Below are 26,518 nucleotides of genomic sequence, written 5' to 3'. Positions count from 1 at the left end.
ATCAGTCCAGTTTTTCGAGGGCGGACGCCGCGCCGACGAGCAGGCGCGCAGGCCGCGCTTCGCTAACGATGCCGCGAATGCGCACCATCCGGCCCCTGATCGATGCGGAGGTCCAGCCCTCGCGCTCCATCTCGCGCCAGATTGCCAGGGACAGCTCGGCGCTGGCGCCTTCTCCGCGTCGTCCAAAGTTCAGGTAGATGGCGCGGCGGGTCTGGCCCACATGCATGACGCGGCCCTGCATCAGCGCCAGCTGGCCGGCGCGCATGGCTACGGCCGCGCCATCTGCCGCTTCCAGCACCGCATTCTGCATGTCGCTCCAACGCCCCTTCGCGCTGCCCCGCGCGGCTGCCTCCGCGTTAAGATACAGAATGCGGCAGTTTGGGGGCAACTCCGGTGGCCATGTCAGCGCCAGTCCTTCCCGGAGCAGGGCAAGCGCCAGGCTGTCCGCCTGATTGCCGGAGGATGAAGCCACCCAGACCGGGATGCGCCCCCAGCGATCCGTGCGCGCGGCCGGGTCGGCGGCTATCGGCGCAAGGCCACGATAGGGGGCGAGCAGGGCATCAAGGCTGGCCGGGTCAAGCCACTGGCCGGGAGGCTCGGGAAAGCGCAGGCCGACAAGGCGCGCCCCCTCGCCGGAGGACAAGGTGAGGTCGCCGCGCGCATCGATGCCGTTCACTGCCGCGCCAAGCACGGGCGCCTGCGGCGCCTCGCAGGCGAGCGCCGCAGCCAGGCAGGGGCCCAAGCCGAGCTGCGCCAGCGCCGCAAGGGCAGGCAGGCGCAGGCCGGGGCGCGGCCCTGCCATCAGCTCCCCGTGACCAGGGCGTGGAGGAAGCGGGCGCAGACCAGGAGCAGGAAAACGCCGAAGGCCAGCTCGAGCTTGCGGCGCGGCAGCTTGTGGGCCCATTGCGCGCCGATCGGGGCCGTGACGATGCTGGCCGGCACGATGCAGGCGAAGGCGATGAGCGAGACGTAACCCAGCGAGCCGGGCGGCAGATCGCCCATCTTCGGCCAGCCTGCATAGATGTAGCCCAGGGCGCCGGGGATCGCGATGATCACGCCCAGGCCCGCCGAGGTCGAGACCGCCTGATGGATGTTGCGGCCATAGAGCAGCATGAAGATGTTGGAGATCTGGCCTCCGCCAATGCCCATGAGCGAGGACAGCGCGCCGATGATCCCGCCGATGACGCGCATCACGAGTTTCGAGGGCAGCGTGTCGGAGATTCGCCACTTCTCGCTGCCGAAGAGCAGACGGGCGGTGGAGACGCCGGCCACCAGAACAAAGACAAGCTTGAACAGCCCGGCCGGGGCATGGCGCGCCACAAGCGAGCCCGCGACGACGCCCAGCAGCACCGGTATCGCCCAGAGCTTCAGGATGTCCTGCTCGACCATGCCCTTGCTCAGGTGCTTGCGATAGGAGCTGATCGAGGTCGGGATGATGGCCATCAGCGAGGTGCCGACGCACAGCGGCATGCGCACCTCGTCGCCGACGCCGACCAGCCCGAAGACCTCATAGAGAACCGGCACCATCACGGCGCCGCCGCCCACGCCGAACAGCCCGGCCAGCAGGCCCGTGGCCGCGCCGCCAGCCAGGAGCGCCAGCGCCATCAGGACAAATTCGACATAGGTGGCTGACATGGCAAATCCGGTCCGGAACGGGGGAGGCAAGGCTATCAGTCCCGGTTTGGGACAGATCGGGCCGGCGGGCAAGTGCAGCGCGCGCACGATCAGCATGCGCGATGCTGGCGATCACGCAGCCATGCACGGCCCCACCGCGCGAGGCAGGCTCTTCACGGGTTCCCAAATCATGCTACAAGCGGCGCGTGTCCCGGTAGCTCAGCAGGATAGAGCAACGGTTTCCTAAACCGTAGGTCAGGGGTTCGAATCCCTTCCGGGACGCCATTGTTCGTCCCACCGCCCGGCGGAGCGCCGCCGGGTGCGGAGCGGGCGCTGTCAGTGCGCCCCCGGCCCGCTCGCCTCGAGCGAACGGCTCCAGCGCGAGAGCGCGAAGCAGATCAGCCAATAGATCGCGCCCGAGAACAGATAGGCTTCCATGTTCATGCCCACCCAGGCCGGGTCGGCAAGCGAGCCCTGCGCGATGCCGAGCAGATCCAGGATCGAGACCACCAGGACGAGCGTCGTGTTCTTCACCAGCGCGATGAACTCGTTCGTCATGGCCGGCAGCGAGATGCGCAGCGCCTGCGGCAAGGTGATGAGCGCGGTCGTCTGCCAGTAGCCCAGCCCGAGAGCGGCGGCGGCCTCGGCCTGTCCCCTGGGCAGGGCCTGCAGGCCGCCACGCACGGCCTCGGCCATGTAGGCGGCGATGACGAGGCCAAGGCCGATCACCGCGCGGGCCAGCCGGTCCACGCCCACGCCGGCCGGCATGATGAGCGGCAGGAGCAGGGATGCGAGGAAGATCACGGCGATGATGGGCACGCCGCGCCAGAACTCGATGAAGATCACCGAAAGGGTGCGGATCAGCGGCAGGCGCGATTGCCGGCCGAGCGCCAGCAGGATGCCGAGCGGCACCGCGATCAGCCCGGCATGGATGGCGATGAACAGGGTGAGCATCAGCCCGCCCCATTCGCGCGTCTCGATCGGCCGCAGCCCCATGCCGCCGCCGAGCAGCCAGATGCCCAGAACCGGCAGGACAAGGACAGCGACAAGGCCAAGCCGGAGCCGCGCCCGTCCGCGCAGGATGAAAAGCGGGGCCAGCGCGCCGATCACGGCAAGGCCCAGCAGGTTGGGGCGCCAGCGCTCGGCTGCGGGATAGAACCCGTACATGAACTGGCTGAAGCGGGCCTTGACGAAAACCCAGCAGGCTCCGCCCGCCTTGCAGTCGGCCCGGGTCTCGCCGGACCAGCTGGCGTCGATCACGGCCCAGCGGAGGAAGGGAATGAGCACCCACAGCATCGTGGCCAGCACCAGAAGCGTCACAACCGCGCCGCCGGGGCTCGCGAACAGGCGCGAACGCCAGAGAGAGAAGCCGGACGGGGCGGCGATCATCGGGTCACCAGCGCGATGCGCGCATTGTAGACGTTCATCAAGGCCGACACGATGAGGCCGAAGAAGAGGTAGACTGCCAGCGTCATGGCGATGATCTCTATGGCCTGGCCGGTGTTGTTGAGCGCTGAGCCCATGAACAGGCTGACCACGTCGGGATAGGCGATGACCGCGCCGAAGGACGAGTTCTTCAGCACGTTCAGATACTGGCTGGTCATGGGCGGTATCATCACCCGCAGCGCCTGCGGCACGACCACGAAGCGCAGGATCTGGGCGGGCTTCAGCCCCAGAGAGGCCGCCGCCTCGCGCTGGCCCCTTGCCACCGCCGCAATGCCGCCGCGCACGATCTCCGCCACGAAGCCGGCGGTGTAGGTCACGAGCGCGGCCAGCAGCGCCACGAATTCCGGAATGACGACGAAGCCGCCGCGCAGGTTGAAACGCCCGGCCTCGGGAAACTCCCAGATGGTGGCGCGGGCCGCGATAACCAGCGCAAGGATGGGCAGGCCCACGCACAGCGCTAGCCCGGCCGCCGTCACAGGCGCATCCTGGCCGGTCCGCGCCTTGCGCGCTGCGGCCCAGCGCGCGATGAGCCACTGCGCGATGAAGCCTGCGAGGATGGCCATGAGCGCCCAGCGGAAGGCCGCGCCATCGGCCGTGGCGGGAATCGTGAGGCCCCGGTTGTTGAGGAAGATGCTGGAAAACGCGGAGAGGCTGTCACGTGGGGCGGGCAGGGCCGCAATCACCCCGAAATACCAGAACAGCACGAAGAACAGCAAAGGTATGTTGCGCACGAACTCGACATAGGCCCCCGCCACGGCGGCGAGCAGCCAGTGCGTCGACAGCCTGGCGAGGCCGATGAAAAACCCGAGAACCGTGGCCAGCGCCATGGCGATGAGCGAGACGAACAGCGTGTTGGCGACGCCGGCCCAGAACAGTGACCAGATCGTGTCCGAGGGCCGGTAGCTGGTGAGCACGAAGGGCACGTCGATGCCCGAGGAGCGCCACAGGAAATCGAAGCCCGAGGCGATGCCGGCATTGACCATGTTCTGCGAGGCATTGCGCACGAAGAAGATGGTGAGGGCCACCAGCGTCCCGCAGATCAGCGCCTGCCAGAACAGGTCACGCACCCGGGCGTCATAAAACAGGCGGCGCAGGGTAGGCATGCGGGGCTTTCAGGGGTTTGGGATGGACTGCATATCGCCGCTCATGCCCTCCCCGCTTGCGGGGAGGGTGAGGGTGGAGATGAGGCATGGCCCCAAGCACCACGTCCTGCGATCTCACTGGAAGGGTGGGGTGAAGAGCAGGCCGCCCTTGGTCCAGAGCGCGTTCTGGCCGCGCTCGAGCTTGAGCGGCGATTCCTTGCCGACCGTGCGTTCGAAGCTCTCGCTGTAATTGCCGACCTGCTTGATGGCGTTGTGCATCCAGTCATTGGACAGGCCCAGCATCGCGCCGAAATTGCCCTCCGCGCCAAGCAGGCGGCGAACCTCGGTGTTCTTCGAGTTGGCCTTCATGTCGTCCACGTTCTTCGAGGTCACGCCCAGATGTTCGGCGGCGATCATGCCGTTGAGCACCCAGCGCACCACCGCCTGCCAGCGCTCGTCGCCATAGCGCGTGGTCGGGCCCTGCGGATCATTGGAGATCGGCTCGGCCAGGATGATGTGGTCGTCCGGCGCCTTGAGCTTGATGCGCTGGCCTGCCAGCGCGCCGATGCCTGCGGTGTAGGCGTCGCAGCGGCCGGCGTCATAGGCGGCGATGGCGTCGTCGTTCTTCTGGAAGTTGGTGATGGTCACCTTGAGATTGCGCTCGCGGAACCAGTCGGCCGCGTTCTTTTCCTCGGTCGAGCCGGCGGCGACGCAGACCGAGGCGCCGTCGAGGTCCTTCGCCGCCGTCGCCTTTGCCGCCTTGCGGACAATGAAGGTCTGGCCCTCGTAGAAGTTGATGCCCTGGAAGTTCACGCCGAGCGAGGCATTGCGCGAGAAGGTGATGGTGGTGTTGCGCGAGAGCAGGTCGACCTGACCGGACTGCAGGATGGGCCAGCGCTGCTGAACGGAGGTGGGCGTGAACTTCACCTTGCCGGCGTCGCCCAGCACGGCCGCCGCCAGCGCCTTGCAGAAATCCACGTCGAGCCCGGTCCATTCGCCCTTGTCATTGGCGAAGGAGAAGCCGGGCAGGCCAAGATGGACGCCGCACTCGATGTGGCCGCGCGTCCGGATCGCATCCAGCGTCGGGCTGGGCACGAGCGTCTGGGCCGCGGCCGCCCCCGCGGCCAGCAGGGCGCAGCCTGTCAGCGTCCCCGTAAGGAAATGTCTGGTCATGTCGTGTTCTCCCCTTTTGCATCCCGTTGAAGCAGATCGGCCTGCGACCGTCTGATCGCGTTTTCGTCGTGTCTGGCGCTGTGGCGCTCAGCCCCATAAATCCGATCCGTAACTGTGGATCGTGCTGCCGGCAAAGCGCAAGCCCGGATCGCGGTCCCGCGCCAGAAGCAGCGGCCCATCGAGATCGACGAAGGCGGCTTCGGCGGCGATCACCATGGCCGGCGCCATGGCCAGCGAGGTCGCGAGCATGCAGCCGACCATGACGGGCATGCCGCGCGCACGCGCCGCGCGCATGGCCTCGAGCGCGCCGCTGAGCCCGCCCGTCTTGTCGAGCTTGATGTTGATTGCGTCGTAGCGGCGCATGATGGCCTCGAGGTGCTCCACGCCGTGGAAGCTCTCGTCCGCGCAGATCGGTATGGGGCTCTCAAGCGCCTCGAGCGCGGCGTCATCGGCTGCGGGAAAGGGCTGCTCGATCAGTTCGACGTCGGCCGCGACGCAGGCGGCGAGGTTCGGCGTGAAGCTCTGAGGCGTCCAGCCCTCGTTGGCGTCGACCACAATGCGCGAGGTTGGCGCCCCGCGACGCACCGCGGCGATGCGCTCGACATCGCCCGGCGCCCCGAGCTTGACCTTGAGAAGCGGGCGATGCGCCGCGCCGCGCGCGGCGGCCTCCATCTCTTGCGGGCTGCCGAGGCTCAAGGTGAAGCAGGTCGTCAGCTCCGGCGGCGCGGGCACGCCGGCAAGCTCCCAGACACGGCGGCCCGCGGCCTTGGCGGCGAAGTCCCACAAGGCGCAATCGAGCGCGTTGCGGGCGGCGCCTGCCTTCAGCCCTGCCGTCAACGCCTGCTGGGCGCCGCCTTCGTCGAGCCGGCCTGCCTGCGCAAGAATATCGGCAAGCACGCCCTCCACCGTCTCGCCATAGCGCGGATAGGGCACGCATTCGCCATGGCCTGCATGCACCCCGTCGCTGACGCTGGCGCGGACGACCACGGCCTCGGTGCGGCTGCCGCGCGCGATGGTGAAGGCACCGGCGATCGGGAAGCGCTCGATCTCGGCGGCCAGATGCAAGGGCGGGAAGCTGTTCATCGGCGCTCCGCTCCGCTCCGTGTGGATTGCGGGAATGCCGAGGCGAGGCGATCCACGATGGGGCCGACGCCGAAGCGCACCGGATCGACAGCCGGCAGGCCATGCGCCGCGTCAGCCTCGGCGAGAACCTGGCGCGCGGCCGCCTCATCCAGCGCCTGGGTGTTGATGGCGATGCCGATGCAGCGGATCGCCGGATTGGTGAGCCTTCCGCAGGCGATGGTGAGGTCGATCACCTCCCGGATGGAGGGCAAGGGATGCTGAACGCCGCGCATGGTCGTGCGGGTCGGCTCGTGACAGACCACGAAGGCGTCGGGCTGGGCGCCGTGCAGCAGGCCCAGGCTCACACCCGCGAAGGATGGATGGAAGAGCGAACCCTGGCCCTCGACGAGATCCCAGTGGCCCGGACCGGCTGCCGGCGCGATCCATTCGACCGCGCCCGAGATGAAATCGGCCACCACCGCGTCGATGGCGACGCCGCGGCCGGAAATGAACACGCCGGTCTGGCCAGTGGCGCGGAAATCGGCGTCGAAGCCGCGGGTCCGCATCTCGCGCTCCAGCGCCAGCGCGGTGTATTTCTTGCCGGCTGAGCAGTCCGTGCCGACTGTCAGCAGGCGCAGGCCCGGCCGCTTCGTGCCCTTGCCGGTGTCGAAGCGCTGCGTTGTGTGGCGCACATCGTGCAACGCCCGGCCATGGCGCGCGGCCGCCGCCGCTATGGCGGGGTTGTCCCCCAGCCGCATGTGCAGCCCGCTGGCGACATCCAGACCCGCCTCGATGGCCGCTACGATGGAGTGCGTCCAATGCCCGGGCAGCACGCCGCCCGCATTGGCGACCCCGACCACAAATGTCCGGGCTCCGGCCGCCACGGCCGCGTCGATGCTCATGTCGGGGATGTGAAGGTCCGCGCCGCAGCCGGGCAGGCGCATTTGGCCGAGGCACCATTCCTTGCGCCAGTCCGCGATGCCATGGGCGGTCTTGGCGGCCAACTGGTCGGGGACATCGCCGAGAAACATGAGATAAGGCGGGGTGATCTGCATGCGTGGCTCCGGCTGTGCGTCCTGTCAGCCAAGCATGGCACGGGCATCGCGCCATTCGCCAATGCAAAGGACGCAACATGTCGCGCGAGAACGGGGCTGTTCACCGGGTCTGAACCCGGCCGAGCGATGCAAATTCTGCATGGCCTCCTAGGCGAGGCGCACCCTGCCGTGGCATAGCTTCAGCCGCCGCACCCAGGGCGGCCTTGTTTCCGGGAGCGAATGCTGTGGATACGCGCTGGCTGCAGGATTTTCTGGCGCTCGCCGAGGTCGGCAGCTTCACCCGCGCGGCCGGGCGGCGCAACACCTCGCAGGCGGCGTTCAGCCGGCGCATCCAGTCGCTCGAGGCCTGGGCCGGCGCAGCACTGATCGACCGCGGCAGCTTTCCGCCGCGACTGACGGCAGCCGGGGAGCAATTCCGCCTGCATGCGGCCGAGTTGCTGCTCAAGCTCGCCGAGGCCCGCAGCGAGGTCGACGGCCGCCCGGTCTTCGGGCGCGACCATTTGCGGGTAGCGCTCCCTTATGTCATCGCCAGCTCGATCTTCAGCTCCTGGTGGCGGCAATGGACGGCGGAGAGCTCCGCCACCTGCGCGCTGGTCCACGGCAATGTGCTCGATCTGGTCGGCTCGCTCGTCTCGGGCGCCGCCGACATCATGATCTGCCACGAGACGGGGCAGCAGCCGATCCATGTCGATCCCGACCGCTTTGACCGGCTCGTGCTTGCCACCGACATGTTTGCGCCTCATGCCAGCCGCAGCGCCCTTGCGCAGGGCTGGAGTTTTCCCGGCTCCGAAGCGCGGCCAGTGCCGCTCCTGATGTACTCTCCGGCGATCTACTTCGCGCGGCTTGCCGACATCGTGATCGAGGCCGCGCCCGCGCCGCTGGTGGGAGCGCGCGTTGCCGAAAGCGACATGTCGGACGTGCTCCATGCCATGGCCGCGGCCGATCTGGGCGTGGCCTGGCTCACCGCCTCCACCGTTGCGGCCCATGGCGGCGTGCTGACGCCTCTGGGCGGCGAAGGCTGGCGGCTGCCTTTGTCGATTGTCGCCTTCAAGGCTCGCCAGCAGCGCCGGCGCAGCGTGACCGAGATCTGGCGGCGCATGGTGGAGGGGGCCGGGCAGGCCGGCCTTCCATCGCGGGCCTTGCCTTTGCCGTACTCCCGAGGCGAGGCTCGCCGCGTTCCGAATCGACCCTCCAGCAAGGTGTGAGCATGAGCATGATCGCCGCCAGCCGCTCCGTGGCGCAGGCCTCCGGCGCAGGTCCATCCGCCCGTGCCGACCGGTTTCCGGGCTTCCTGATCCGGGCCGGCGCGCGCTGCCGTCATGCCGCTGCCCGCGCAGCGGCGGGCGCTCTGCGGCTCGCCGGCGCACTTGTGGTGGTGCTGATGGCATCGCTGGCCCAGGCGCAACCGGCGGATCCGGGCGCAGCGCGCACCCGGATGGAGGCGCTGCGCAGCGAGATCCAGCTGGTCGAGACCGCGCTTGGCAGCCGGGAGCTGCGCGACCCCGAACTTCAGCGCATGCGGCAGCGTGTCGATCCCATGCTGGACGAGTTGCGCGTCCTCACCGACCAGCTCAGCCAGCGCGCCGAGCAGGCCAAGCTCAGGCTCGACCAGCTCGGCCCCAAGCCCGATGCCAAGGCCCCGCCCGAAAGCGGCGACATCGCCGCCGAGCGCGCGCTGCGCGAGAAGGCGCAGACCGAGGCCGATGAGGGGGCGCGGCTCTCGCGCGCCGTATTGCTGCAGGCCGAGCATATCATCGCCAACGTGGCCGACCAGCGCCGGGCATTGTTTGCACGCACGCTGTTCGAATCCTCTCCAAGCTTTGTCTCGCCGGCGCTCTGGGGCCCGCTCCTGTCCACGCTGCCGGCCGATGTCCGGGCCATGAATCTGCTGGCGTCGGACTGGCTGGCCACGGCGCTGATGCGGATGCAGGAGCGCAGCTTCGGGCTGGTGCTGCTGTCGTTGCTGGCCGGCTTCGCGCTCTATTCCGCCCGCCTGCGCTATCTGCCCTCGATCATGGGCAGGCTCGAGACGGGGGCTGAAGCCACGCGCATGAAACGGCTGCTTGCCGCCCTCGTACGGCTGGTCGCGGGGGCGCTGCCGGCTGCGCTGGCGAGCTGGCTCGTCTATTCCGCGCTGGTCAATGGCGGGCTGGTGCCGCGGCGAGTGGAGCCCTTCGTCTGGGCGCTGCTGGGCGGCTTCGCATTCCTCGCCTTCGTCAGCGCGCTCTCGGATGCGACCCTGGCGCCGAAATGGCCGCATCGGCGCATCTTCGGCGTGGCCGATCGCAATGCCCGTATCCTCAAGCGGCTGATGGGCTCGGCCGCAGCGGTGCTGGTGACGTCGAAGGCGGTGGAGGCCCTGCTGGGGGCCATCGCCGCGGGCCTGTCGCTGTCCATCGCTGCCCGCTCCGTCTTCGCGCTGCTGTTCGCGGGCGTGCTGGCCTACTGGCTCAACAAGCTGCGCGACACACATGACGAGGACGAGGCCTGCCTCGGTCCTTACATGCTGGTGGACGGAGCCAAGCTGGCGCCGCTCAGGCTCGTGGGCTGGCTGCTCGTCGTGCTGATCGGGGGGGCGGCGCTGGCCGGCTATGCCGCCTTCGCCTCCTTCCTCGTGGAGCAGTCGGCCTGGGTGGTGATCGTTGCCACGCTGGTCGCGCTCGCGCTGATGTTCGCCGATGAGGCGCTGCAGAGGCTGCTCGCCGGCAATGGGCGTGTGTCGCTGACGCTGCAGGCCAATGTCGGCCTGCGCAGGCGCTCGCTGGAGCAGGCGGCCGTGCTGGGCACGGGCCTCGTCAAGCTCGTGCTGCTCTTCCTGGCGGGCATGCTCATCCTCGCGCCCTGGGGGATCGAATCGGCTGACCTGACCTCCTCGATCAAGGCCGCCTTCTTCGGCTTCAAGGTCGGGGATGTGACGGTGTCGCTCTCGGCGATCATCATCGCGGCCCTGCTCTTCGCGCTGGGGCTTGCCGCCACCAAGGCGCTGACGCGGTGGCTGGACGAGCGCTTCCTGCCCGCCACCGATCTCGACACCGGCCTGCGCAACTCGATGCGCACCATGGTTCGCTATGTCGGCTTCCTCGCTGCCCTTGCGCTGGCGATTTCATCGCTGGGGCTGAGCCTCGAGCGGCTGACCATCGTGGCCGGTGCGCTGTCGGTCGGCATCGGCTTTGGCCTGCAATCGGTGGTTTCGAACTTCGTCTCGGGGCTGATCCTGCTCTGGGAGCGGCCGATCCGCGTCGGCGACCAGATCGTGGTCGGCGACGGCGAGGGCATCGTGAAGCGCATCAACGTGCGCTCGACCGAGATCGAGACCTTCGACCGCTCCACCGTGATCGTGCCCAACTCCAACCTCATCTCCGGCGTGGTGAAGAACCGGGTGCGTTCGGACCGGACCGGCCGCGTGCTGATCGCCCTTGCAGTGGCGCGCACGGCCAGGCCCGATCACGTGCGCGAGGTCATGCTGACGGCAGCCCTCGCCCACCCGCAGGTCATGGCCGAGCCGTCGCCGCGGGTGATGTTCAAGAAGATCGGCGAGACGTCGCTGGAGTTCGAGCTGTTCTGTGTGGTGCCGGATGTGGACATGGTGGGCGTGGTCGCAAGCGACCTGCACTTCGCCATCTTCCCCGAGCTGGCGCAGCATGGCATCGGCCAGCCGGAGCGGGAGGTGGCAGTGAAGGGGCTGGACCGCATCGAGGACACGCTGGACGAGCTCGTCGACACGATCGAGGATGCGCAGGAGGCGCAGGCGGCGGCCTATCAGGCGCGTCGCCGCCCGGCCCCGCCGCCTCCGCCGGCCGCTCCCGCCACGGAAGCGCCACGCCCTGCCGCGAAGAAGGGGTCCCGGCCGTGAGGATGGGCGCAGGTCAAGGGAAAGGCCGATTCATGAGCTGCACCGCCGCCGCCGCCGCGCTGGCCTCGCTGCTGGGGTTCAGCGCATGCACCGGGGCTGCGAGGCCCGGCGCCGGCCAGCCGAGTTTCTATGCCGATCTTGGCCAGCCGGGCGCGCGGGTGGATGCGGCCGAGGCGCGGGCCATGATCTCGGCCTACCGGATGAATGCCGGGCTCGGGCGACTCCAGCTCGATGGCGAGTTGCAGGCAGCCGCGCAGCGCGAGGCGGATGCGATGGCGAAGGCCGACAGGCCCAGCTCGGCCGAAGCGGTGAAGCGCCGGCTGAGCGCAGCGGGTTTCAGCCGGCCCGACGCCAATCTCTCGGCCGGCTACCGCACGCTGGCGGAGGCGTTCTCGGGCTGGCGCGATTCAGCCCGGCATGACGGGGTGATGAAGGCCGCCACGGCGAAGCGGATGGGCATCGCCACTGCCCGCGCTCCGGACTCGAAGTATCAGGTCTACTGGGCGCTCGTGCTGGCCGAGTGAGCCTGACCCCGGGGGCCGGGCCTCAGCCCGCGCGGCAGGGGCGGGGCCTCGTCGGGCAGGGCGATCGTGACCCGGCGGTTGGCGGCGAGATGGGGATTGTCCGCAAACAGCGGCCCGGCGTCGGCCTTGCCGGCCACCGTGGCGAAGCGCGCATGGGGAAGTCCATCGTCAAGGAGACCGAAGCGGGCCCGCGGTTCAGGGTTCCTTAACCACGTTCGGTAACGCTCCGTTCAGGTTTTTGCTACGGCGAGTCGGGGCGGTCCATGGATATTGCGACGGGTTTGGGCCTGCTGGCCGGCATGGGCACGATCGCCATCATCATCATCATCGACGGGGGCAACTTCGGCGCCTTCTTCGACACGCATGCCATCATCATCATCTTCGGCGGCGTGATCGCCGCCACCATGGTCCGCTATCCCTTCAGCGTCATCATGAACGGCATCCCGATGGGGCTGCGCTTCGCCTTCCAGATGCGCGCCTTCCATCCGCGCGACCTCATCACCGAGATCACGGAACTGGCGGCGCTCGTGCGCAAGCAGGGCAATGTCGCGCTGGAGACGGTGAAGATCTCCGACCCCTTCCTCGCGCAGGGCGCGCGCTACGTGGCGGATGGCTACGACAAGGAGTTCATCCGCGACACGATGGAGCGTGACCGCGACAACTTCCTGCTGCGCCTCGAGGAGGGCTCCAAGGTCTACCGCGCCATCGGGGACTGCGCGCCCGCCTGGGGCATGATCGGCACGATCCTGGGCATGGTGACCATGTTCGCCAACATGTCGGACCCCTCCAAGCTCGGGCCCGCGATGGCGACCGCCCTGCTCGCGACGCTTTACGGCGCGGTCATCGCCAATGCGATCGCAACCCCGATCGCGGACAAGCTGCACGTCAAGATCGAGGAGGAGGAGGTGTCACGCACTCTCATTATCGACGGCATCCTGCAGATCCGCGACGCCAAGAGCCCGACCCTGATCAAGGAAATGCTGCTCGCCTACCTGCCCGACTATCACCGTGCGGAGTTCGTCGACGCGTAGGCGCGGCGTTCGGAGGCAGGACCATGGCCAGGAAGAAACGCGGCGGACATGGCGGTCACGGCTGGTTCGTGACCTTCGCCGACCTGATGGCCCTGCTCATGAGCTTCTTCGTGATGGTGGCGGCCTATTCCTCCCAGAACAAGGAGAAGATGGCCGTCGTCGCCGGCTCATTCCGGGAGGCTTTCGGCAACAACCCGCAGAACCGCTTCAACGGCATCGTCGAGATCAACGGCATTCCGACCAGGCCTTTTCTCGAGAACGCCAAGCTCAGGCCGATCGAGGAGGCCCACGAGTTCACCGCGCCCAGCGATTCCAGGCGCAGGGCCGAAGGGCAGATCCCGGCATCTTCCGACCGCGCCGTGGCGCTGGCGGCGACCTCGCTCCGGCAGGCGCTCAACGACATGCCGGAGATCTCGCAGGTCTCCAAGAACATCATGATCGAGGAGACGAAGGAGGGCCTGGACCTCTCCCTTGTCGATCAGGATGGGCGGGCGATGTTCGCGGAGAATTCCTTCACCCCCCTCGCGCTGACGCAACGGGTGCTCGAACAGATCGCGCCGACGCTGCGGCGCCTGCCCAACGCCATCGCGATCACCGGGCACACCTCCGCGCCGCAGACCGGCCGCACTCCGGCAATTTCGCCCTGGGACCTGTCGGTCAGCCGCGCCGGCACGGTGCGGGACGTCCTGGCTGGCGCCGGCGTCCCGGACAGCCGCTTCGCCTCGATCAGCGGCAAGGCGCATCACGATCCGCTCTTTCCCGAAAACCCGTCTCTCGCGTCCAATCGGCGCGTGACGATCACGCTGCTGTATAGCGCTCCGGTGATGCCGCCCGGTCTGAAACCTTGACGGGAGGCTGATTTCGTCATCCTCAGTTCAGCCGATGTGGCGCAGAAGGCGCTCGCGGGGGGCGAAGCGGCGTAGTCCGGACAGGCTGCATCACGGCGCTCCGGCCTCATATTGAGTCGAGGAGCCGGCATGGCCATGCTTTCCATCTACCTTCGCGTCCTGACGCAGCTCGGGCCCGAGAAGCGTCTGGGCATCATGCTGGCGCTGGCCAACCTCATGCTTGCCGTGGCCGCCTTCGCCGAGCCGGTGCTGTTCGGCCGGATCATCGACGTGCTGACGCGCTCGGCTGGCACGGGCGCGAAGCCGGGCTGGGGCGAACTGGCCCCGCTGATGCTGGCCTGGATGGGCTTCGGCATCTTCACGATCATGGCCGGGGTCTATGTGGCGCTGCACGCCGATGCGCTCTCGCACCGGCGCCGGCTCGCGGTGATGGCCAACTATTTCGAGCACGCGCTGACCTTGCCGGTGGCCTTCCATACCGCGACCCATTCGGGCCGGGTGCTCAAGGTGATGCTCGAGGGCACGTCGGGCATGTGGGGGCTGTGGCTTTCCTTCTTCCGCGAGCATTGCGCCTCGATTGTCGCGCTGTTCGTGCTGCTGCCGTTCACCATGTGGCTCAACTGGCAGATGGGCCTGCTGCTGGTGGTGCTCGTGTTCTTCTTCGGGCTGCTTACCGCCTTCGTGCTGCGCAAGACCGAGAAACTGCAGGGCAATGTCGAGCGCTATCACTCGGACCTTGCCGAGCGGGCCTCCGACGCGCTCGGCAATGTGCCGGTGATCCAGAGCTTCACGCGGATCGAGACCGAGGTGCGCGGTCTGCACCACACCATGAAGCGCCTGCTCGAGGCGCAGATGCCGGTGCTGTCCTGGTGGGCGCTGGCCAGCATCGCCACGCGCGCCTCCGCCACGCTGACGGTGCTCTCCATCTTCATGCTCGGCACCTGGCTCTACATGCGCGACCTCACCACGGTCGGCGAGATCGTCACCTTCACCGCCTTCGCGACCATGCTGATCGGCCGCCTCGAGCAGGTGGTCAGCTTCATCAACTACATCTTCATGCAGGCGCCCAAGCTCCGCGAGTTCTTCGACGTCATGGACACGCTGCCTCAGGTCCGCGACAAGCCCGGCGGCATCGAGGCGGAGCGGCTGAACGGGCATGTCAGCTTCCGCAACGTCTCCTTCTCCTATGACGGACGGCGGCCCGCGGTGCTCGATGTCAGCTTCGACGTGCAGCCGGGCGAGACCATCGCCATCGTCGGCTCCACCGGCTCGGGCAAGTCGACGACGCTCGGCCTGCTGCACCGCGCCTTCGATCCGCAGTCGGGCGTGATCAGCGCCGACGGTGTGGACCTGCGCGAGTACACGCTGGGCTCCCTGCGCCGGAACATCGGCGTGGTCTTCCAGGAGCCCATGCTGTTCGCGCGGACGATCCGCGAGAACCTGCTCGTCGGCAAGCCGGATGCAACCGAGGAGGAGATGGCGCTGGCGCTGGAGCGCGCCCAGGCCACCGATATCATGGCCCGCCAGAGCGAAGGGCTCGACACCATGGTGGGCGAGCGCGGGCGCACGCTCTCGGGGGGCGAACGCCAGCGCCTGTCGATCGCCCGCGCCCTGCTGAAAAACCCGCCGATCCTCATCCTCGACGAGGCCACCTCGGCGCTGGACGCCACGACCGAGGCCAAGCTGCAGAAGGCCCTCGACGAGGTGATGAGAGGCCGCACCACCTTCGTGATAGCCCACCGCCTCGCCACCATCCGCAACGCCACGCGGATTCTCGTCTTCGAGCAGGGGCGCGTGGTCGAGATGGGCAATTTCGAGGAGCTGGTGGCCAGGGGCGGCCGCTTCGCCGCGCTGGCGCGGGCGCAGTATCTGGCGGGCGCCGAGGAGAGGCCGCAAGGCGGGCTTGCCGCGCCCGAAGCGTCCTCGCCCGCGGCGAAGCTGGGTGGGGGGGGCTGAGCCCGCGCGTTCAGTCGGCCTGCGCCGCGCCGTCCCGGCCTGCATCCTCGGCGCGCACCGGCGTGATCTTGAGGCTGGTGACCTTGTTGCGGCTGCGGCGCAGCACCTCGAAGCGGAAGCCATAGAAGGTGAAGGCCTGGCCGGCATCAGGGATGAGCTGCGCCGAATGGATGACGAGGCCCGCGATGGTGGTGGCCTCCTCGTCCGGCAGGCTCCAGTCCATGGCGCGGTTGACGTCGCGGATGGGCACCGCGCCATCCACGATCACGGCGCCGTTGGGCTGGGGCTTGACGCCCTGCACGGTCACGTCGTGCTCGTCCTTGATGTCGCCGACGATCTCCTCGAGGATGTCCTCGAGCGTGACGAGGCCCATGACCTCGCCATATTCGTCCACGGCGAGCGCGAAGTGCGTCTTCTTTGCGAGGAAGGCCTTGAGCTGCTCGGCGAGCGAGCTGTTCACCGGCACGAACCAGGGCGAGAAGGAAATCTGCTGAACGTTCAGCTTCGCCGCATCCCCGCCCACCGCGTCGAGCGCGCGCAGCAGGTCCTTGGCGTGCAGGATGCCGATGATGTTCTCGGTCGTGCCGCGCCAGAGCGGCATGCGCGTGTAGGGCGAGGCCAGGACCTCGCGCACGATCTCAGCCGGGCTGAGATCCGCATCGATGGTGCGCATCTTGGTGCGGTGGATCATGACATCCTCCACCGTCAGCTCGCGCAGGTCGAGCAGGCCGCCCAGCATGTCGCGGTCGGACTTGACCACGCCGCCTTCGCGATGGAGCAGATCGACAGTGCCCTTGATTTCCTCATGGGCGGTGAGGAGCGACTGGTTCTGGCCGATCACCACGCCGAACGGCCGCAGGAAGAGCCGCACCACCCCCTCGACCGCATAGAGCAGGGGCGTGAAGGCGGCGACGGCCAAGGAAACAGGCCTCGCCACCAGCAGCGCCACCGTGTCAGGCTTGATGATCGCCACCGTCTTGGGCATCACTTCGGCGAAGATGATGATGAACAGCGACATGAAGATGGTGGCGTAGATCACGCCGGCATCGCCGAAGAGGTTCACCATCACCACGGTGGTGAAGGCCGAAACTCCGACATTGACGATGTTGTTGCCGATCAGCACCGCGCCGATCAGCCGCTCGCGCGCCATCAGCAGCCGCGTGACAATGCCGGCGCGGTCATCGCCAGCGTTCTCGAGGGCGTGCATCCGGGCTCGGGAGGCGGCTGTCAGCGCTGTCTCGCTCGCCGAGAAGAAGGCCGACATGCCAAGGCACAGGGCCACGATCGCGAGCGCGATCCAGGGGTTGGAGGTGATGTCGATGTTGTCCATGGCCATCAGATAGCGCCCGCGTGATGATCCCGCCAGTCAGGCTGGGCGGCTCATTTCGGCTGCGAGGAAGCCGAGCACGTCACTTTGCGCCACATCCGGCGCGATGAAGCTCTCGCCGATGCCGCGCGCCAGGATGAAGGTGAGCCGGCCGGCCGACACTTTCTTGTCCTGCGCCATCGCTTCCAGCATGGCCTCGGGCGAGCCCACCCCGCCGGGCACCTGATCGAGCCTGACCGGCATGCCCAGCGACGCCAGATGGCGTTCGACGCGCGCCGCATCCTGCCCGGAGCACAGGCCAAGCCGGGCCGAGAAGCGGAAGGCGAGCGCGAGGCCGATGGAAACGGCCTCGCCATGCACGATGCGGGCATTGTCATAGGCGACGATGCGCTCGATGGCGTGGGCGAAGGTATGGCCGAGGTTGAGCAGCGCCCGCTCGCCATCCTCGCGCTCGTCGCGCACCACGATGCCCGCCTTGGCCGCGCAGCTCACCGCCACGGCCTCGTCCAGCGCGGGCGCGCCCTTCAGCACCGAGGGGCCATGGCGCTCGCACCATTCGAAGAAGGGGCGGTCGTTGATGAGCCCGTATTTCACGATCTCGGCGTATCCCGCCTTGCGCTCGCGCTCCGGCAGGGTGTCGATGAGGCCGGTGTCCGCCAGCACCAGCGCGGGCTGGTGGAAGGCGCCGATCAGGTTCTTGCCATGGACGGAGTTGATCCCGGTCTTGCCGCCGACCGAGGAATCGACCTGAGCCAGCAGGCTGGTGGGAGCCTGCACGAAGCGCACACCCCGGCGCAGCGCAGCGGCCGCGAAGCCGGCCAGATCGCCGACGACGCCGCCGCCAAGCGCGAGCACCACGTCCCGGCGTTCGATGCGGGCTTCCAGCAGCCGGTCGCCGACCGCAGCGAACTGCTCCCATGACTTCGAGGTCTCCCCGGCAGGGATGGTGATGCGGCTTGACCTGAGGCCGGAGCTGGCCAGCGACTGCTCGAGCCGGTCGGCATGGAGGGGTCCGACATGGGCATCGGTGACGATTCCGACGGTGCGGACCGCACCGAGCGCGGCGATGCGCTTGCCCGCCTCGCCCAGAGCGCCGCGGCCGATCACGATGTCATAGGCCCGGCCCGGCAGCGGCACGGGCACGATGCTGAAGGCGCCCGGCGCGCGCGGTGCGGTCATCGTCATGGGCGACCCGTGAGGTAGGCGTCGAGCGCTTCGATCACGGCCTCGACGACGAGCTCGTGCGGCTCCTCGCGCGAGTGCACGGCGATGTCGGCGAGGGCATAGATCGGCTCGCGCTCGGCGAGGAGGGCGCGCAGCGTCGCCTCGGGGTCTGCGGTTTGCAGGAGGGGGCGGTTCGAGCGCTTGCGCACGCGCCTGAGCAGGGTTTCTGGGTCGGCGCGGAGCCAGATCGAGATGCCGCGCTCGGCGATGCGCTCGCGTGTTTCGGCAGCCATGAAGGCGCCGCCGCCCGTGGCCAGCACCTGCGGCCCGTGGCCGAGCACGCGGGCGATGACGCGGCGTTCGCCGGCGCGGAACTCGGCCTCGCCGCGCGCCGCGAAGATGTCGGGGATGGACATGCCGGCCGCCCGCTCGATCTCGCTGTCGGCGTCGACGAAGCGCAGGCCGCAGCGGGAGGCGAGACGCATGCCGATGGTGCTCTTGCCCGAGCCCATCATGCCCACAAGCACGATCGAACGCGCCCCGAGACGCCCGCGCAGCGACCGGTTGTCCACGTCCTGCGCCGCTTGTGCGGCCGCTCCGGCCAGATCCTCGCCCATGCGTGCGCTCTAGCATGGCGACCGCGCGCAAGTCATCATGGCGTCGTCGTGCGATCGTGAAGAGGCGTGGGCCGCGGTTCTGTCCCGGCGCCCCGCGCGTGCAACGGGCTTGCGTCCGGGCTCGCCAAACGTCATCTAGCGATGGCAAGCATGTTGCGAGGCCAGCACAGGTGCCCACGCTGTTCCGATTCCTGGGGTTGCTGGCCGTGATCGGCGCGCTGGGCCTTGGCGCGATGGTGGCGCTCGCCACGCTGGTGCAGCCCGAGGGGCGCGAGATGACGGTGACGATCCCGCCCTCGCGTTTCGTGAAATGAGCGGCCGCGACAGGGCTGCCATCGGCCAGTTCCTCGACATGATGGCGGCCGAGCGGGGCGCCGCCCGCGCGACGCTGGCGGCCTATGAAGCGGATCTGGCCGACTACGCGGCCTTCGTGCGCAGCTGCGGCGGGCTCCTGGGGGCCGATGCCGGGGCCGTGCGCGACTTCATGGCCGCGCTGGGCGCGCGCGGGCTGAAGGCGTCATCGGCGGCGCGCCGGCTGTCGGCCGTGCGCCAGTTCAACCGGTTCCTCTATGCCGAGGGCCATCGCTCCGATGATCCGACTGCGGCGGTGGCAGGCCCGCGTCGGCTGCGGCCCTTGCCGAAGACACTCGGCGTCGCGGAGGTCGACCGGCTGCTGGGCCTGGTGCGCGAGCCGCTCGACAGACCCGAGGCCGGCTTCGGGGAGAAGGCGCGCGCGGCCCGGATGAGCTGCCTGCTGGAGCTGCTTTACGCCACGGGGCTGCGCGTGTCGGAGCTGATCAGCCTGCCGGTGATGGCGGCCAAGACGCGCGAGGATTTCCTGATTGTCAGGGGCAAGGGGGCCAGGGAGCGCCTCGTGCCGCTGACGGCCAGGGCGAAGGATGCGGCTCGGCTGCATCTGGAGCACAGGGCAAGGAGCGCCGCCGCCGCATCGCCGCATCTGTTTCCGGCCGACAGCGAGAGCGGCCACCTGACCCGGCAGGCCTTCGCGCGCGAGCTCAAGGCTGCGGCGGCCGCCGCCGGCCTGCGGTCCGATCTGGTGAGCCCGCATGTGCTGCGCCACGCCTTCGCCAGCCATCTGCTGCAGAATGGCGCGGATCTGCGCATCGTGCAGGAACTGCTCGGCCATGCGGACATCGCCACGACGCAGATCTACACACACGTGCTCGACGAGCGGCTGAAGGCGATGGTGCGAGACCTGCATCCGCTGGGCTCGGAGCCGGATCGCGAAGGCTGAGGCGTCATGCCGCGCGTCTGAAGGCCGCAAACAGCATCAGCATCAGCACCCCGGAGGTGCCGCATACGAAGACCGTGGGAAGAAAGTCACGCCGCGTCGGCGGGAAACCGAGCCAGACCATTACGGCAAGGCCGAGGAAGGCCCCTACCATCATCAACAGTGTGTTGACGATGAGGCCGAAGCTCAGCCTTCCCATCAGGATGTCGGCGAGCCAGGCCAGGATGAGGAAGACCGCCCCTGCCATGCCCAGGATGAAGACGATGTCGCCGGTCGAGAGAAGGCGCCAACCCAGGGCGTGTTGAAGCTGATGGATCATCGGTTCTCCGGACAGGCGACTGGGACGAACATGCCACGCGAAGGATGATAAAAGATGAACGGGCGCGCCGGCGGCTGGGTGCGTGCCCCGCGGTGCAGGTCGGCGACATGCCCGATCAGAAGGTCGAGAGCGACTCGCGCAAGGGCGGCCTTGGCTTCATCTCGTCCTCGATGGCGCCGTTGAGCTCCGCGCCGAGCAGGAATATCGCCGACAGCACGTAAAGGAAGACCAGCGCGATCATCGCCGTGGCGAGGCCGGCATAGGTGGTGACATAGGCGCCGGCGAAGGAATCGAGATAGGCGCCGAAGATAAGGCCGCCGAAAAGCCAGAAGGCCAGCGTGAAGGAGATTCCCGGCCAGAGCGCCGGCCAGCTCATGCGCCCGGCAGGAAGCAGGCGATGGGCGATGGCCAGCGCCGACATGATGATCAGAGAGGCCAGCGCGATCCGGCTGAAACCCACGACGCCGCTCAGCGGCGCAAGCGCAGGAGCCCAGCGAAGCAAGCCGCGCCAGCCGAGCGGGAAGAGCACGATGAGGAAGGCGAAGGCGATCATGCACAGCGCCGCCGCGATGACGTAGCCGATCGACTCGATCCGCGTCAGCCACCAGGCGCGCCACTCGTAGGCCTCGTAGGCTCGGTTGAGCCCGACGCGGAGCGCCTCCACGCCCGAGGAGGCGAAATAGAGCGACAGCACCGCGCCGATGAGCAGCGCATCGCCGCGCACGGCCGTGAGCACGTTGCGGATCTCGCCGGCGATCGGCACGGCCACCTCGCGCGGCCAGGCCTCGAGGATCAGGTTCGCCGCCTCGTTGGCGAGGTTCTCCGAGCCGAACAGGCCGGCCAGCGCCGTCACCAGGATGAGGAAGGGGAACAGCGACATCAGCACCGAAAGGGCGATGTGGCTGGCGATGGCCCAGCCATCATGGGCGATGAAACGGTCGAAGGCCTTGGCCAGCAGGCGGAAGGGACGCAGCATGGCCATGCCTTAGCATGAAACAGGGGCGTCTATTCCAGCCCGCCGAACTGGAGTTCGGCAAGCCGCGCATAAAGGCCGCCGCGCGCCATCAGCCGCTCATGGCTGCCTTCCTCGACGATGCGGCCCTGATCGATGACGATGATCCGGTCCGCCTTGAGCACGGTGGCGAGCCTGTGGGCGACGACAAGGGTGGTCCGCGAGCGCATCAGCTCGTCGAGCGCCATCTGAACCGCGCGCTCGCTTTCGGAATCCAGCGCGGACGTGGCCTCGTCGAGCAGCAGGATGGGGGCATCCTTGAGGATGGCGCGCGCGATCGCGAGGCGCTGGCGCTGGCCGCCCGAAAGCGTCACGCCTCGCTCGCCGATCTCGGTCGCATAGCCGTTCGGCAGGGCCACGATGAAGTCATGCGCCGAAGCAAGGCGGGCGGCGGCCATGACCTCCGCCTCGCTCGCCTCGGGCCTGCCATAACGGATGTTGTCGAGCACGCTGGAGCCGAACACGACGGGGTCCTGCGGAACCAGCGCGAAGGCGCGGCGCCAGTCTGTCGGATCCGCCCCGGTCGAGGCGATGTTGTCCACGGTGATGACGCCCGCCTGCGGATCGTAAAAGCGCAGGGCGAGCTGGAGGACGGTGCTCTTGCCGGCGCCCGAAGGGCCCACCAGCGCCACGCGCTCTCCAGGCGAGACATGCAAGGTGAAGTCGTGAAGCGCCGCGTCATCGCGGCCCGCATAGCGGAAGGTGACATGGCTGAAGGAGAGCGCGCCGTTGATCCGGGCCGGGAGAGGGGCGGGGTTGGGCGGCGGCGCCACCGCCGGCCGGGCGGCCAGCAATTCGCCAAGACGGCCCGCCGAGCCGGCGGCAGACTGGATCTCGCCATAGACCTCCGAGAGCTGGCCCAGCGAGGAGGCCGCGAACACGGCATAGAGCACGAACTGCGACAGCCGGCCTCCCGTCATGGTGTTCGCCATGACATCGGCGGCCCCGGTCCAGAGCACCCAGACCACGCTGGCCGACACCAGGAAGATGCCGGCCCCCGAGAGCCAGGCCCGCGCGGCGGTGGACTGGCGCGCGGCCTCATAGGCGTTCTCGGCAGCAAGGGCGAAGCGCCGCGTCGTCTCGGCCTCGGCGCCGAAGGCCTGCATGGTGCGCGCCGCGCCGATGGCCTCGGTGGCATAGGCGGAGGCGTCGGCGAGCCTGTCCTGCGCGATGCGGGCGCGCTTGCGCACGCCGCGTCCCGACAGCACCAGCGGCAGGACGATGAGGGGAATCGCTCCCAGCACGAGCATGGACAGGCGCGGACTGGTGATGATCATCATCACGGTTGCGCCAGCGAAGAGCAGCAGGTTGCGCAACGCGATCGAGGCCGAGGCGCCGAAGGCCGACTGGATCTTGGTGGTGTCGGTCGACAGCCGCGAGACGATCTCGCCCGAGCGGGTGCGGTCGAAGAAGGCGGCGTCGAGCGTGGTGAGGTGGCGGAACACGTCCTGCCGCACGGAGGCGACGATGCGCTCGCCCAGGGTGATGACGAGATAGTAGCGCGCCGAACTCGCCAGCGCGAGCACCAGGACCACGCCCATCAGCGTCATGAAGTAGTAGTCCTTGAGGCTGCTCGCGCCTGGCTCGAAGGCGGTGTCGATCACGCGGCGGAGCGCAAGCGGCAGCGTCAACGTCGCCAGCGAGGCCACGAGCAGCGCCAGCATTGCGGCCGCGATCCGGCCGCGATGGCGCAGCACATAGGGCAACAGCGCCCTCAGCGCAGACAAGGGCGCGCGCGGCGCATCCGCGGCGGCTGGATCGGCTGTCTTACGCGGCTTTCGCAACTTGCGTCTCCCGACTGCTTCGGCTATAGCCCGCCGACTTCACAAGACATCGTCGCATGAAGGGCTTGGCGTCACATTGACAGGACGCAAGAGGCCTTCCGCGCCCAAGAGGCTGGCCATGAAAGCTGATATCCACCCGAACTATCATTTCATCAAGGTCGTGATGACCGATGGCTCCGAGTACATGACCCGCTCGACCTACGGCAAGGATGGCGACACCATGAATCTCGACATCGACCCCAAGACCCATCCGGCCTGGACCGGCGGCTCGCAGCAGCTGATGGATCGCGGCGGTCGCCTGTCGCGCTTCAACTCCAAGTTCGGGGCGATCAACTTCAAGAAGTGATGCGCCGGCGGCTTGCCCGCCGTGTCCGCCTGTCATCAAGCCCGGGCCCTGCGACCCGGGTTTTTTGTCTTGCGCAGCGCGCAGGCGCCGGCATTGTGGCGGCTCGGACATCGCCGACCTCGCCCAAAGTTGCTCTCGACGCGCGATCCGGCGCATGGTTCTGAACGTCACGACAACGCCGCGTCCGCCGAACGAGACGCCGGTCGCCCCGGAAATGCATGGGTGTGGTCATCATGAGCAAGAGCCGCTATCACGAAAGCTACGCCGCCTGGAGCCAGGACCCTGAAGGCTTCTGGCGCGAGGCCGCAAAGGCCATCGACTGGATCAGGCCCCCGGACGCCATCTTCGATGCCGCCGCCGGGATCTATGGCCGCTGGTTCCCGGATGCAATCTGCAACACCTGCCATAATGCGGTGGACCGCCACGCCGATGGCGGGCGCGGGGACCAGCCCGCGCTGATCCATGACAGCCCTGTGACAGGCTCCCAGCGCACCATCACCTATGCCGAGCTCAAGCACGAGGTCGCGGCTCTGGCGGGCGTGCTGATCGGGATGGGCATCGCCAAGGGCGACAGGGTGATCATCTACATGCCGATGATCCCGGAGGCCGTGTTCGCGATGCTGGCCTGCGCGCGGATCGGCGCGGTGCATTCGGTGGTGTTCGGCGGCTTCGCGGCCAAGGAGCTGGCCACGCGCATCGACGACGCCACGCCCAAGGCCGTTTTGGCCGCCTCCTGCGGCATCGAGGGAGCGAGGATCGTCCACTACAAGCCGTTGCTGGAAGGCGCGATCGAGATCGCCTCGCACAAGCCCGAGGCCTGCCTTGTCCTGCAAAGGCCGCAGCTTGCGTCTGCCATGGGCCCGCGCGACCATGACTGGAGCGAGGCCGTCGCCGCCGCCAAGGCCGGGGGGCGGCTCGCGCCCTGCGCCGAGCTGGCCGCGACCGATCCGCTCTATGTGCTCTACACCTCGGGCACGACCGGCAAGCCCAAGGGCGTGGTGCGCGACAATGGCGGGCACATGGTGGCGCTGAGCTGGAGCATGCGCAATCTCTACGGCATCGCGCCGGGCGAGGTGTTCTGGGCCGCTTCCGATGTCGGCTGGGTGGTGGGCCACTCCTACATCGTCTATGCGCCGCTCCTCGCGGGCTGCACCTCGATCATCTACGAGGGCAAGCCGGTCGGCACGCCCGATCCCGGCGCCTACTGGAGGGTGATAGAGCAGCACAAGGTGGCGGCGCTGTTCACCGCGCCCACCGCCTTCCGCGCCATCCGCAAGGAGGACCCGGAGGCAAGCTTCCTCAATATCGAGCGGCTGCCGGAGTTCCGCGCCCTGTTCCTGGCCGGCGAGCGTGCGGACCCGGACACGGTGAAATGGGCCGAAAGCATCCTCAAGGTGCCTGTGATCGACCATTGGTGGCAGACCGAGACCGGCTGGTGCATGGTCGGCAACCCGATGGGTCTTGGGCTGCTGCCCGTCAAGCACGGTTCGCCCACGGTGCCGATGCCGGGCTATGACATCCGCATCGTGGACGAGGCAGGCAAGCCGGTGGCCACGGGCCAGATGGGTTCGATCGTGGTGAAGCTGCCGCTGCCGCCGGGCGCCTTCCCGACGCTGTGGCAGGCCGATGACCGCTTCCGCGAATCCTATCTCGCGGACTTCCCCGGCTTCTACAAGACCGCCGATGCCGGCTTCGTCGACGCCGACGGCTATCTCTACGTCATGGGCCGCACCGACGACATCATCAACGTTGCGGGCCATCGGCTCTCCACAGGCGGCATGGAGGAGGTGCTGGCCTCGCACCCGGCCGTGGCCGAATGCGCCGTCATCGGCATAGCCGACGCCCTCAAGGGCGAGGCGCCCTGCGGCTTCGTGGTGCTGAAGGCGGGCACGGCCAGGGCTCCCGCCGAGATCGAGGCGGAGTTGGTCAAGCTGGTGCGCGAGAAGATCGGGCCGGTCGCGGCGTTCAAGCTCGCCGTCACGGTGGCGCGCCTGCCCAAGACGCGCTCGGGCAAGATCCTGCGCGGCACGATGAAGAAGATCGCCGATGGCGAGGCCTGGTCGATGCCCGCGACGATCGACGATCCGGCCGTACTCGACGAGATTGCCGCCTCGCTGAAGGCCAGGGGCGTGACAGGCGCTGCCTGAGCAGGGGCTGGCGCGTCAGAAGCTGGCGGCCAGCCCGCGCCAGCGCAGGATGCGCTGGGGCAGGGAGAGGGTCATCAGGTCCTCCCCCACCAATGCCGGGCCGGCGTAGCCCGCCTCGCGCAGCTCGGCGAGGATCGGCCCGGGGTCGGCCGCCGGCGGCACCACATGGGTGAGGGCCAGCGCCTTTGTCCCCGACAGCGTGGCCAGGCGCGCGATCTCGGACGGCGTCATGTGATAGCTGCGCACGGCCTCGACCGTCTCGGCGCTGCGCACGCCGGGAACCACCGGCATCTGTCGGTCGATGCAGACCTCGCACACCAGCAGATCCGCGCCGGCGGCCGCCTGCTCCAGCGCGGCGCAGGGGCGCGTGTCTCCCGAAAACACGATGTGCTGTCCGCCATGGCGGATGCTCAGGCCGAAGGCCGGCTCGACCGGACGATGATCCACCGCGAAGGCGTCGATGGCGAGGTCGCCGAGGCCCGGCAGCGGGCCTTCCCGCAACTCCTCCCACAGGATGTCGAGGCCGGTCGGAGATGGGCGGCGCTCGAAGGCGATGCGCAGGTCGCGCTCTTGGCCAAAGGCGGCATGGATGCCCTGCAGCGCCGTCAGAACCGGCATGGGCGCGATGACGCGCCAGGGCTTGAGGCGGCCCTGATGCCAGCTCGAGATCACGAGCTGGTAGAAATCGACGAGATGGTCCGAGTGCAGATGGGTGACAATCAGCGCATCGACATCGGCGCCGCGCTTGCCGGCATCGACAAGCTGCTGCGCGACACGGGCCCCGCAATCGATCAGGACAAGCTGACCGGCCGCTTCCACCAGATGCGCCGGCCCTGCCCGCCTTGCGGAGAGCGGCGGGGCGCCAGTGCCAAGAAAGGTGAAGACCAACGGGTCCATGGCCGGCTC

At 68.5% G+C, this 26,518-nt stretch carries 24 protein-coding genes and 1 tRNA gene; 11 read left to right on the top strand and 14 right to left on the bottom strand.

All coding sequences use genetic code 11. From position 1 onward, the window contains the following. Nucleotide 1 precedes the first annotated feature (1 nt). Together HEQ16_00605 and HEQ16_00600 are read right to left on the bottom strand one after the other, a co-directional pair. Complete coding sequence (locus HEQ16_00605; GenBank protein MCO4052576.1) at nt 2-802, bottom strand: hypothetical protein; 801 nt, start codon at nt 800-802, stop codon at nt 2-4. After that, the gene (locus tag HEQ16_00600) at nt 802-1,635 is read right to left on the bottom strand and encodes a sulfite exporter TauE/SafE family protein (protein MCO4052575.1); all 834 of its coding nucleotides are present in this window, start codon (nt 1,633-1,635) and stop codon (nt 802-804) included. Before HEQ16_00600 ends, HEQ16_00605 begins: the two co-directional genes overlap by 1 nt. Before the next feature lie 187 nt (nt 1,636-1,822). Here HEQ16_00600 and HEQ16_00595 point away from each other — a divergent pair. Continuing rightward, nucleotides 1,823-1,899: transfer RNA gene (locus HEQ16_00595), tRNA-Arg, on the top strand. Between the two features lie 51 nt (nt 1,900-1,950). On the opposite strand, the gene HEQ16_00590 is transcribed toward HEQ16_00595, so the two are convergent. From HEQ16_00590 to HEQ16_00570, 5 genes are all read right to left on the bottom strand, one after another. Next, complete coding sequence (locus HEQ16_00590; protein MCO4052574.1) at nt 1,951-3,003, bottom strand: amino acid ABC transporter permease; 1,053 nt, start codon at nt 3,001-3,003, stop codon at nt 1,951-1,953. Then, nucleotides 3,000-4,145, bottom strand: a complete 1,146-nt coding sequence (locus HEQ16_00585; GenBank protein MCO4052573.1) for an ABC transporter permease subunit — start codon at nt 4,143-4,145, stop codon at nt 3,000-3,002. The genes HEQ16_00590 and HEQ16_00585 overlap by 4 nt, the downstream gene beginning before the upstream one ends. 132 nt (nt 4,146-4,277) lie before the next feature. Further along, entirely contained in the window at nt 4,278-5,315 is a 1,038-nt protein-coding gene (locus HEQ16_00580; GenBank protein ID MCO4052572.1) for an amino acid ABC transporter substrate-binding protein, read from the bottom strand. An 87-nt stretch (nt 5,316-5,402) separates the two neighbouring features. Next, the gene (locus HEQ16_00575) at nt 5,403-6,398 is read right to left on the bottom strand and encodes a dipeptide epimerase (GenBank protein ID MCO4052571.1); all 996 of its coding nucleotides are present in this window, start codon (nt 6,396-6,398) and stop codon (nt 5,403-5,405) included. Beyond that, nucleotides 6,395-7,432 carry a DUF1611 domain-containing protein gene (locus tag HEQ16_00570; GenBank protein ID MCO4052570.1) on the bottom strand — a complete coding sequence of 346 codons (1,038 nt, stop codon included), beginning with the start codon at nt 7,430-7,432 and terminating at the stop codon, nt 6,395-6,397. Before HEQ16_00570 ends, HEQ16_00575 begins: the two co-directional genes overlap by 4 nt. A gap of 224 nt (nt 7,433-7,656) precedes the next feature. Here HEQ16_00570 and HEQ16_00565 point away from each other — a divergent pair, with 224 nt between their 5' ends. The 6 genes from HEQ16_00565 (at nt 7,657) to HEQ16_00540 (ending at nt 15,644) form a co-directional block, all read left to right on the top strand. Next, on the top strand, nt 7,657-8,637 hold the full coding sequence (locus tag HEQ16_00565) for a LysR family transcriptional regulator (GenBank protein MCO4052569.1): 981 nt from the start codon (nt 7,657-7,659) through the stop codon (nt 8,635-8,637). A gap of 2 nt (nt 8,638-8,639) precedes the next feature. Then, on the top strand, nt 8,640-11,285 hold the full coding sequence (locus HEQ16_00560) for a mechanosensitive ion channel family protein (GenBank protein MCO4052568.1): 2,646 nt from the start codon (nt 8,640-8,642) through the stop codon (nt 11,283-11,285). A gap of 32 nt (nt 11,286-11,317) precedes the next feature. After that, nucleotides 11,318-11,809 carry a CAP domain-containing protein gene (locus tag HEQ16_00555; GenBank protein ID MCO4052567.1) on the top strand — a complete coding sequence of 164 codons (492 nt, stop codon included), beginning with the start codon at nt 11,318-11,320 and terminating at the stop codon, nt 11,807-11,809. 263 nt (nt 11,810-12,072) lie between these two features. Continuing rightward, nucleotides 12,073-12,840: a flagellar motor protein PomA gene (locus HEQ16_00550; protein MCO4052566.1), complete on the top strand. Its 768-nt coding sequence runs from the start codon at nt 12,073-12,075 to the stop codon at nt 12,838-12,840. Nucleotides 12,841-12,863: 23 nt separating this feature from the next. Next, entirely contained in the window at nt 12,864-13,688 is an 825-nt protein-coding gene (locus HEQ16_00545; GenBank protein MCO4052565.1) for an OmpA family protein, read from the top strand. Between the two features lie 129 nt (nt 13,689-13,817). Beyond that, a complete protein-coding gene (locus HEQ16_00540; protein ID MCO4052564.1) occupies nt 13,818-15,644 on the top strand; it encodes a glucan ABC transporter ATP-binding protein/ permease in 1,827 nt (608 codons plus the stop codon). Nucleotides 15,645-15,654: 10 nt separating this feature from the next. Here the strand turns inward: HEQ16_00540 and HEQ16_00535 are convergent, their stop codons facing one another. Genes HEQ16_00535 through HEQ16_00525 form a run of 3 tightly spaced genes read right to left on the bottom strand, consistent with a single transcriptional unit; the run spans nt 15,655 to nt 18,752 of the window. Continuing rightward, nucleotides 15,655-16,965 carry an HlyC/CorC family transporter gene (locus HEQ16_00535; GenBank protein MCO4052563.1) on the bottom strand — a complete coding sequence of 437 codons (1,311 nt, stop codon included), beginning with the start codon at nt 16,963-16,965 and terminating at the stop codon, nt 15,655-15,657. A 45-nt stretch (nt 16,966-17,010) separates the two neighbouring features. Next, nucleotides 17,011-18,150: a 3-dehydroquinate synthase gene (locus tag HEQ16_00530; protein MCO4052562.1), complete on the bottom strand. Its 1,140-nt coding sequence runs from the start codon at nt 18,148-18,150 to the stop codon at nt 17,011-17,013. Nucleotides 18,151-18,152: 2 nt separating this feature from the next. Further along, nucleotides 18,153-18,752, bottom strand: a complete 600-nt coding sequence (locus tag HEQ16_00525) for a shikimate kinase (protein MCO4052561.1) — start codon at nt 18,750-18,752, stop codon at nt 18,153-18,155. Between the two features lie 170 nt (nt 18,753-18,922). Here HEQ16_00525 and HEQ16_00520 point away from each other — a divergent pair, with 170 nt between their 5' ends. Both HEQ16_00520 and HEQ16_00515 read left to right on the top strand, forming a co-directional pair. Beyond that, on the top strand, nt 18,923-19,066 hold the full coding sequence (locus HEQ16_00520) for a histidine kinase (GenBank protein ID MCO4052560.1): 144 nt from the start codon (nt 18,923-18,925) through the stop codon (nt 19,064-19,066). Further along, the gene (locus tag HEQ16_00515; GenBank protein MCO4052559.1) at nt 19,063-20,007 is read left to right on the top strand and encodes a site-specific tyrosine recombinase XerD; all 945 of its coding nucleotides are present in this window, start codon (nt 19,063-19,065) and stop codon (nt 20,005-20,007) included. The genes HEQ16_00520 and HEQ16_00515 overlap by 4 nt, the downstream gene beginning before the upstream one ends. Before the next feature lie 4 nt (nt 20,008-20,011). On the opposite strand, the gene HEQ16_00510 is transcribed toward HEQ16_00515, so the two are convergent. The 3 genes from HEQ16_00510 to HEQ16_00500 all read right to left on the bottom strand — a co-directional run bounded on the left by HEQ16_00510 (nt 20,012) and on the right by HEQ16_00500 (nt 23,119). Then, a complete protein-coding gene (locus HEQ16_00510; protein MCO4052558.1) occupies nt 20,012-20,323 on the bottom strand; it encodes a hypothetical protein in 312 nt (103 codons plus the stop codon). Nucleotides 20,324-20,438: 115 nt separating this feature from the next. After that, on the bottom strand, nt 20,439-21,305 hold the full coding sequence (locus HEQ16_00505; protein ID MCO4052557.1) for a YihY/virulence factor BrkB family protein: 867 nt from the start codon (nt 21,303-21,305) through the stop codon (nt 20,439-20,441). Nucleotides 21,306-21,328: 23 nt separating this feature from the next. Beyond that, nucleotides 21,329-23,119, bottom strand: coding sequence for an ATP-binding cassette domain-containing protein (locus HEQ16_00500; GenBank protein ID MCO4052556.1), 1,791 nt, complete (start codon nt 23,117-23,119; stop codon nt 21,329-21,331). A gap of 118 nt (nt 23,120-23,237) precedes the next feature. Here HEQ16_00500 and rpmE point away from each other — a divergent pair, with 118 nt between their 5' ends. Both rpmE and HEQ16_00490 read left to right on the top strand, forming a co-directional pair. Continuing rightward, the gene (gene rpmE, locus HEQ16_00495) at nt 23,238-23,465 is read left to right on the top strand and encodes a 50S ribosomal protein L31 (GenBank protein MCO4052555.1); all 228 of its coding nucleotides are present in this window, start codon (nt 23,238-23,240) and stop codon (nt 23,463-23,465) included. Nucleotides 23,466-23,698: 233 nt separating this feature from the next. Then, a complete protein-coding gene (locus HEQ16_00490; protein MCO4052554.1) occupies nt 23,699-25,612 on the top strand; it encodes a propionyl-CoA synthetase in 1,914 nt (637 codons plus the stop codon). Between the two features lie 15 nt (nt 25,613-25,627). Here HEQ16_00490 and HEQ16_00485 read toward each other — a convergent pair whose 3' ends face one another. After that, the gene (locus tag HEQ16_00485; GenBank protein MCO4052553.1) at nt 25,628-26,509 is read right to left on the bottom strand and encodes an MBL fold metallo-hydrolase; all 882 of its coding nucleotides are present in this window, start codon (nt 26,507-26,509) and stop codon (nt 25,628-25,630) included. Nucleotides 26,510-26,518: the final 9 nt, after the last annotated feature.

Source organism: Bosea sp. (in: a-proteobacteria) (genome assembly GCA_023910605.1).
Classification (GTDB): domain Bacteria; phylum Pseudomonadota; class Alphaproteobacteria; order Rhizobiales; family Beijerinckiaceae; genus Allobosea.
The sequence above is the reverse complement of the archived record's forward strand: the minus strand, read 5'-3'. Positions and strand labels throughout refer to the sequence as shown.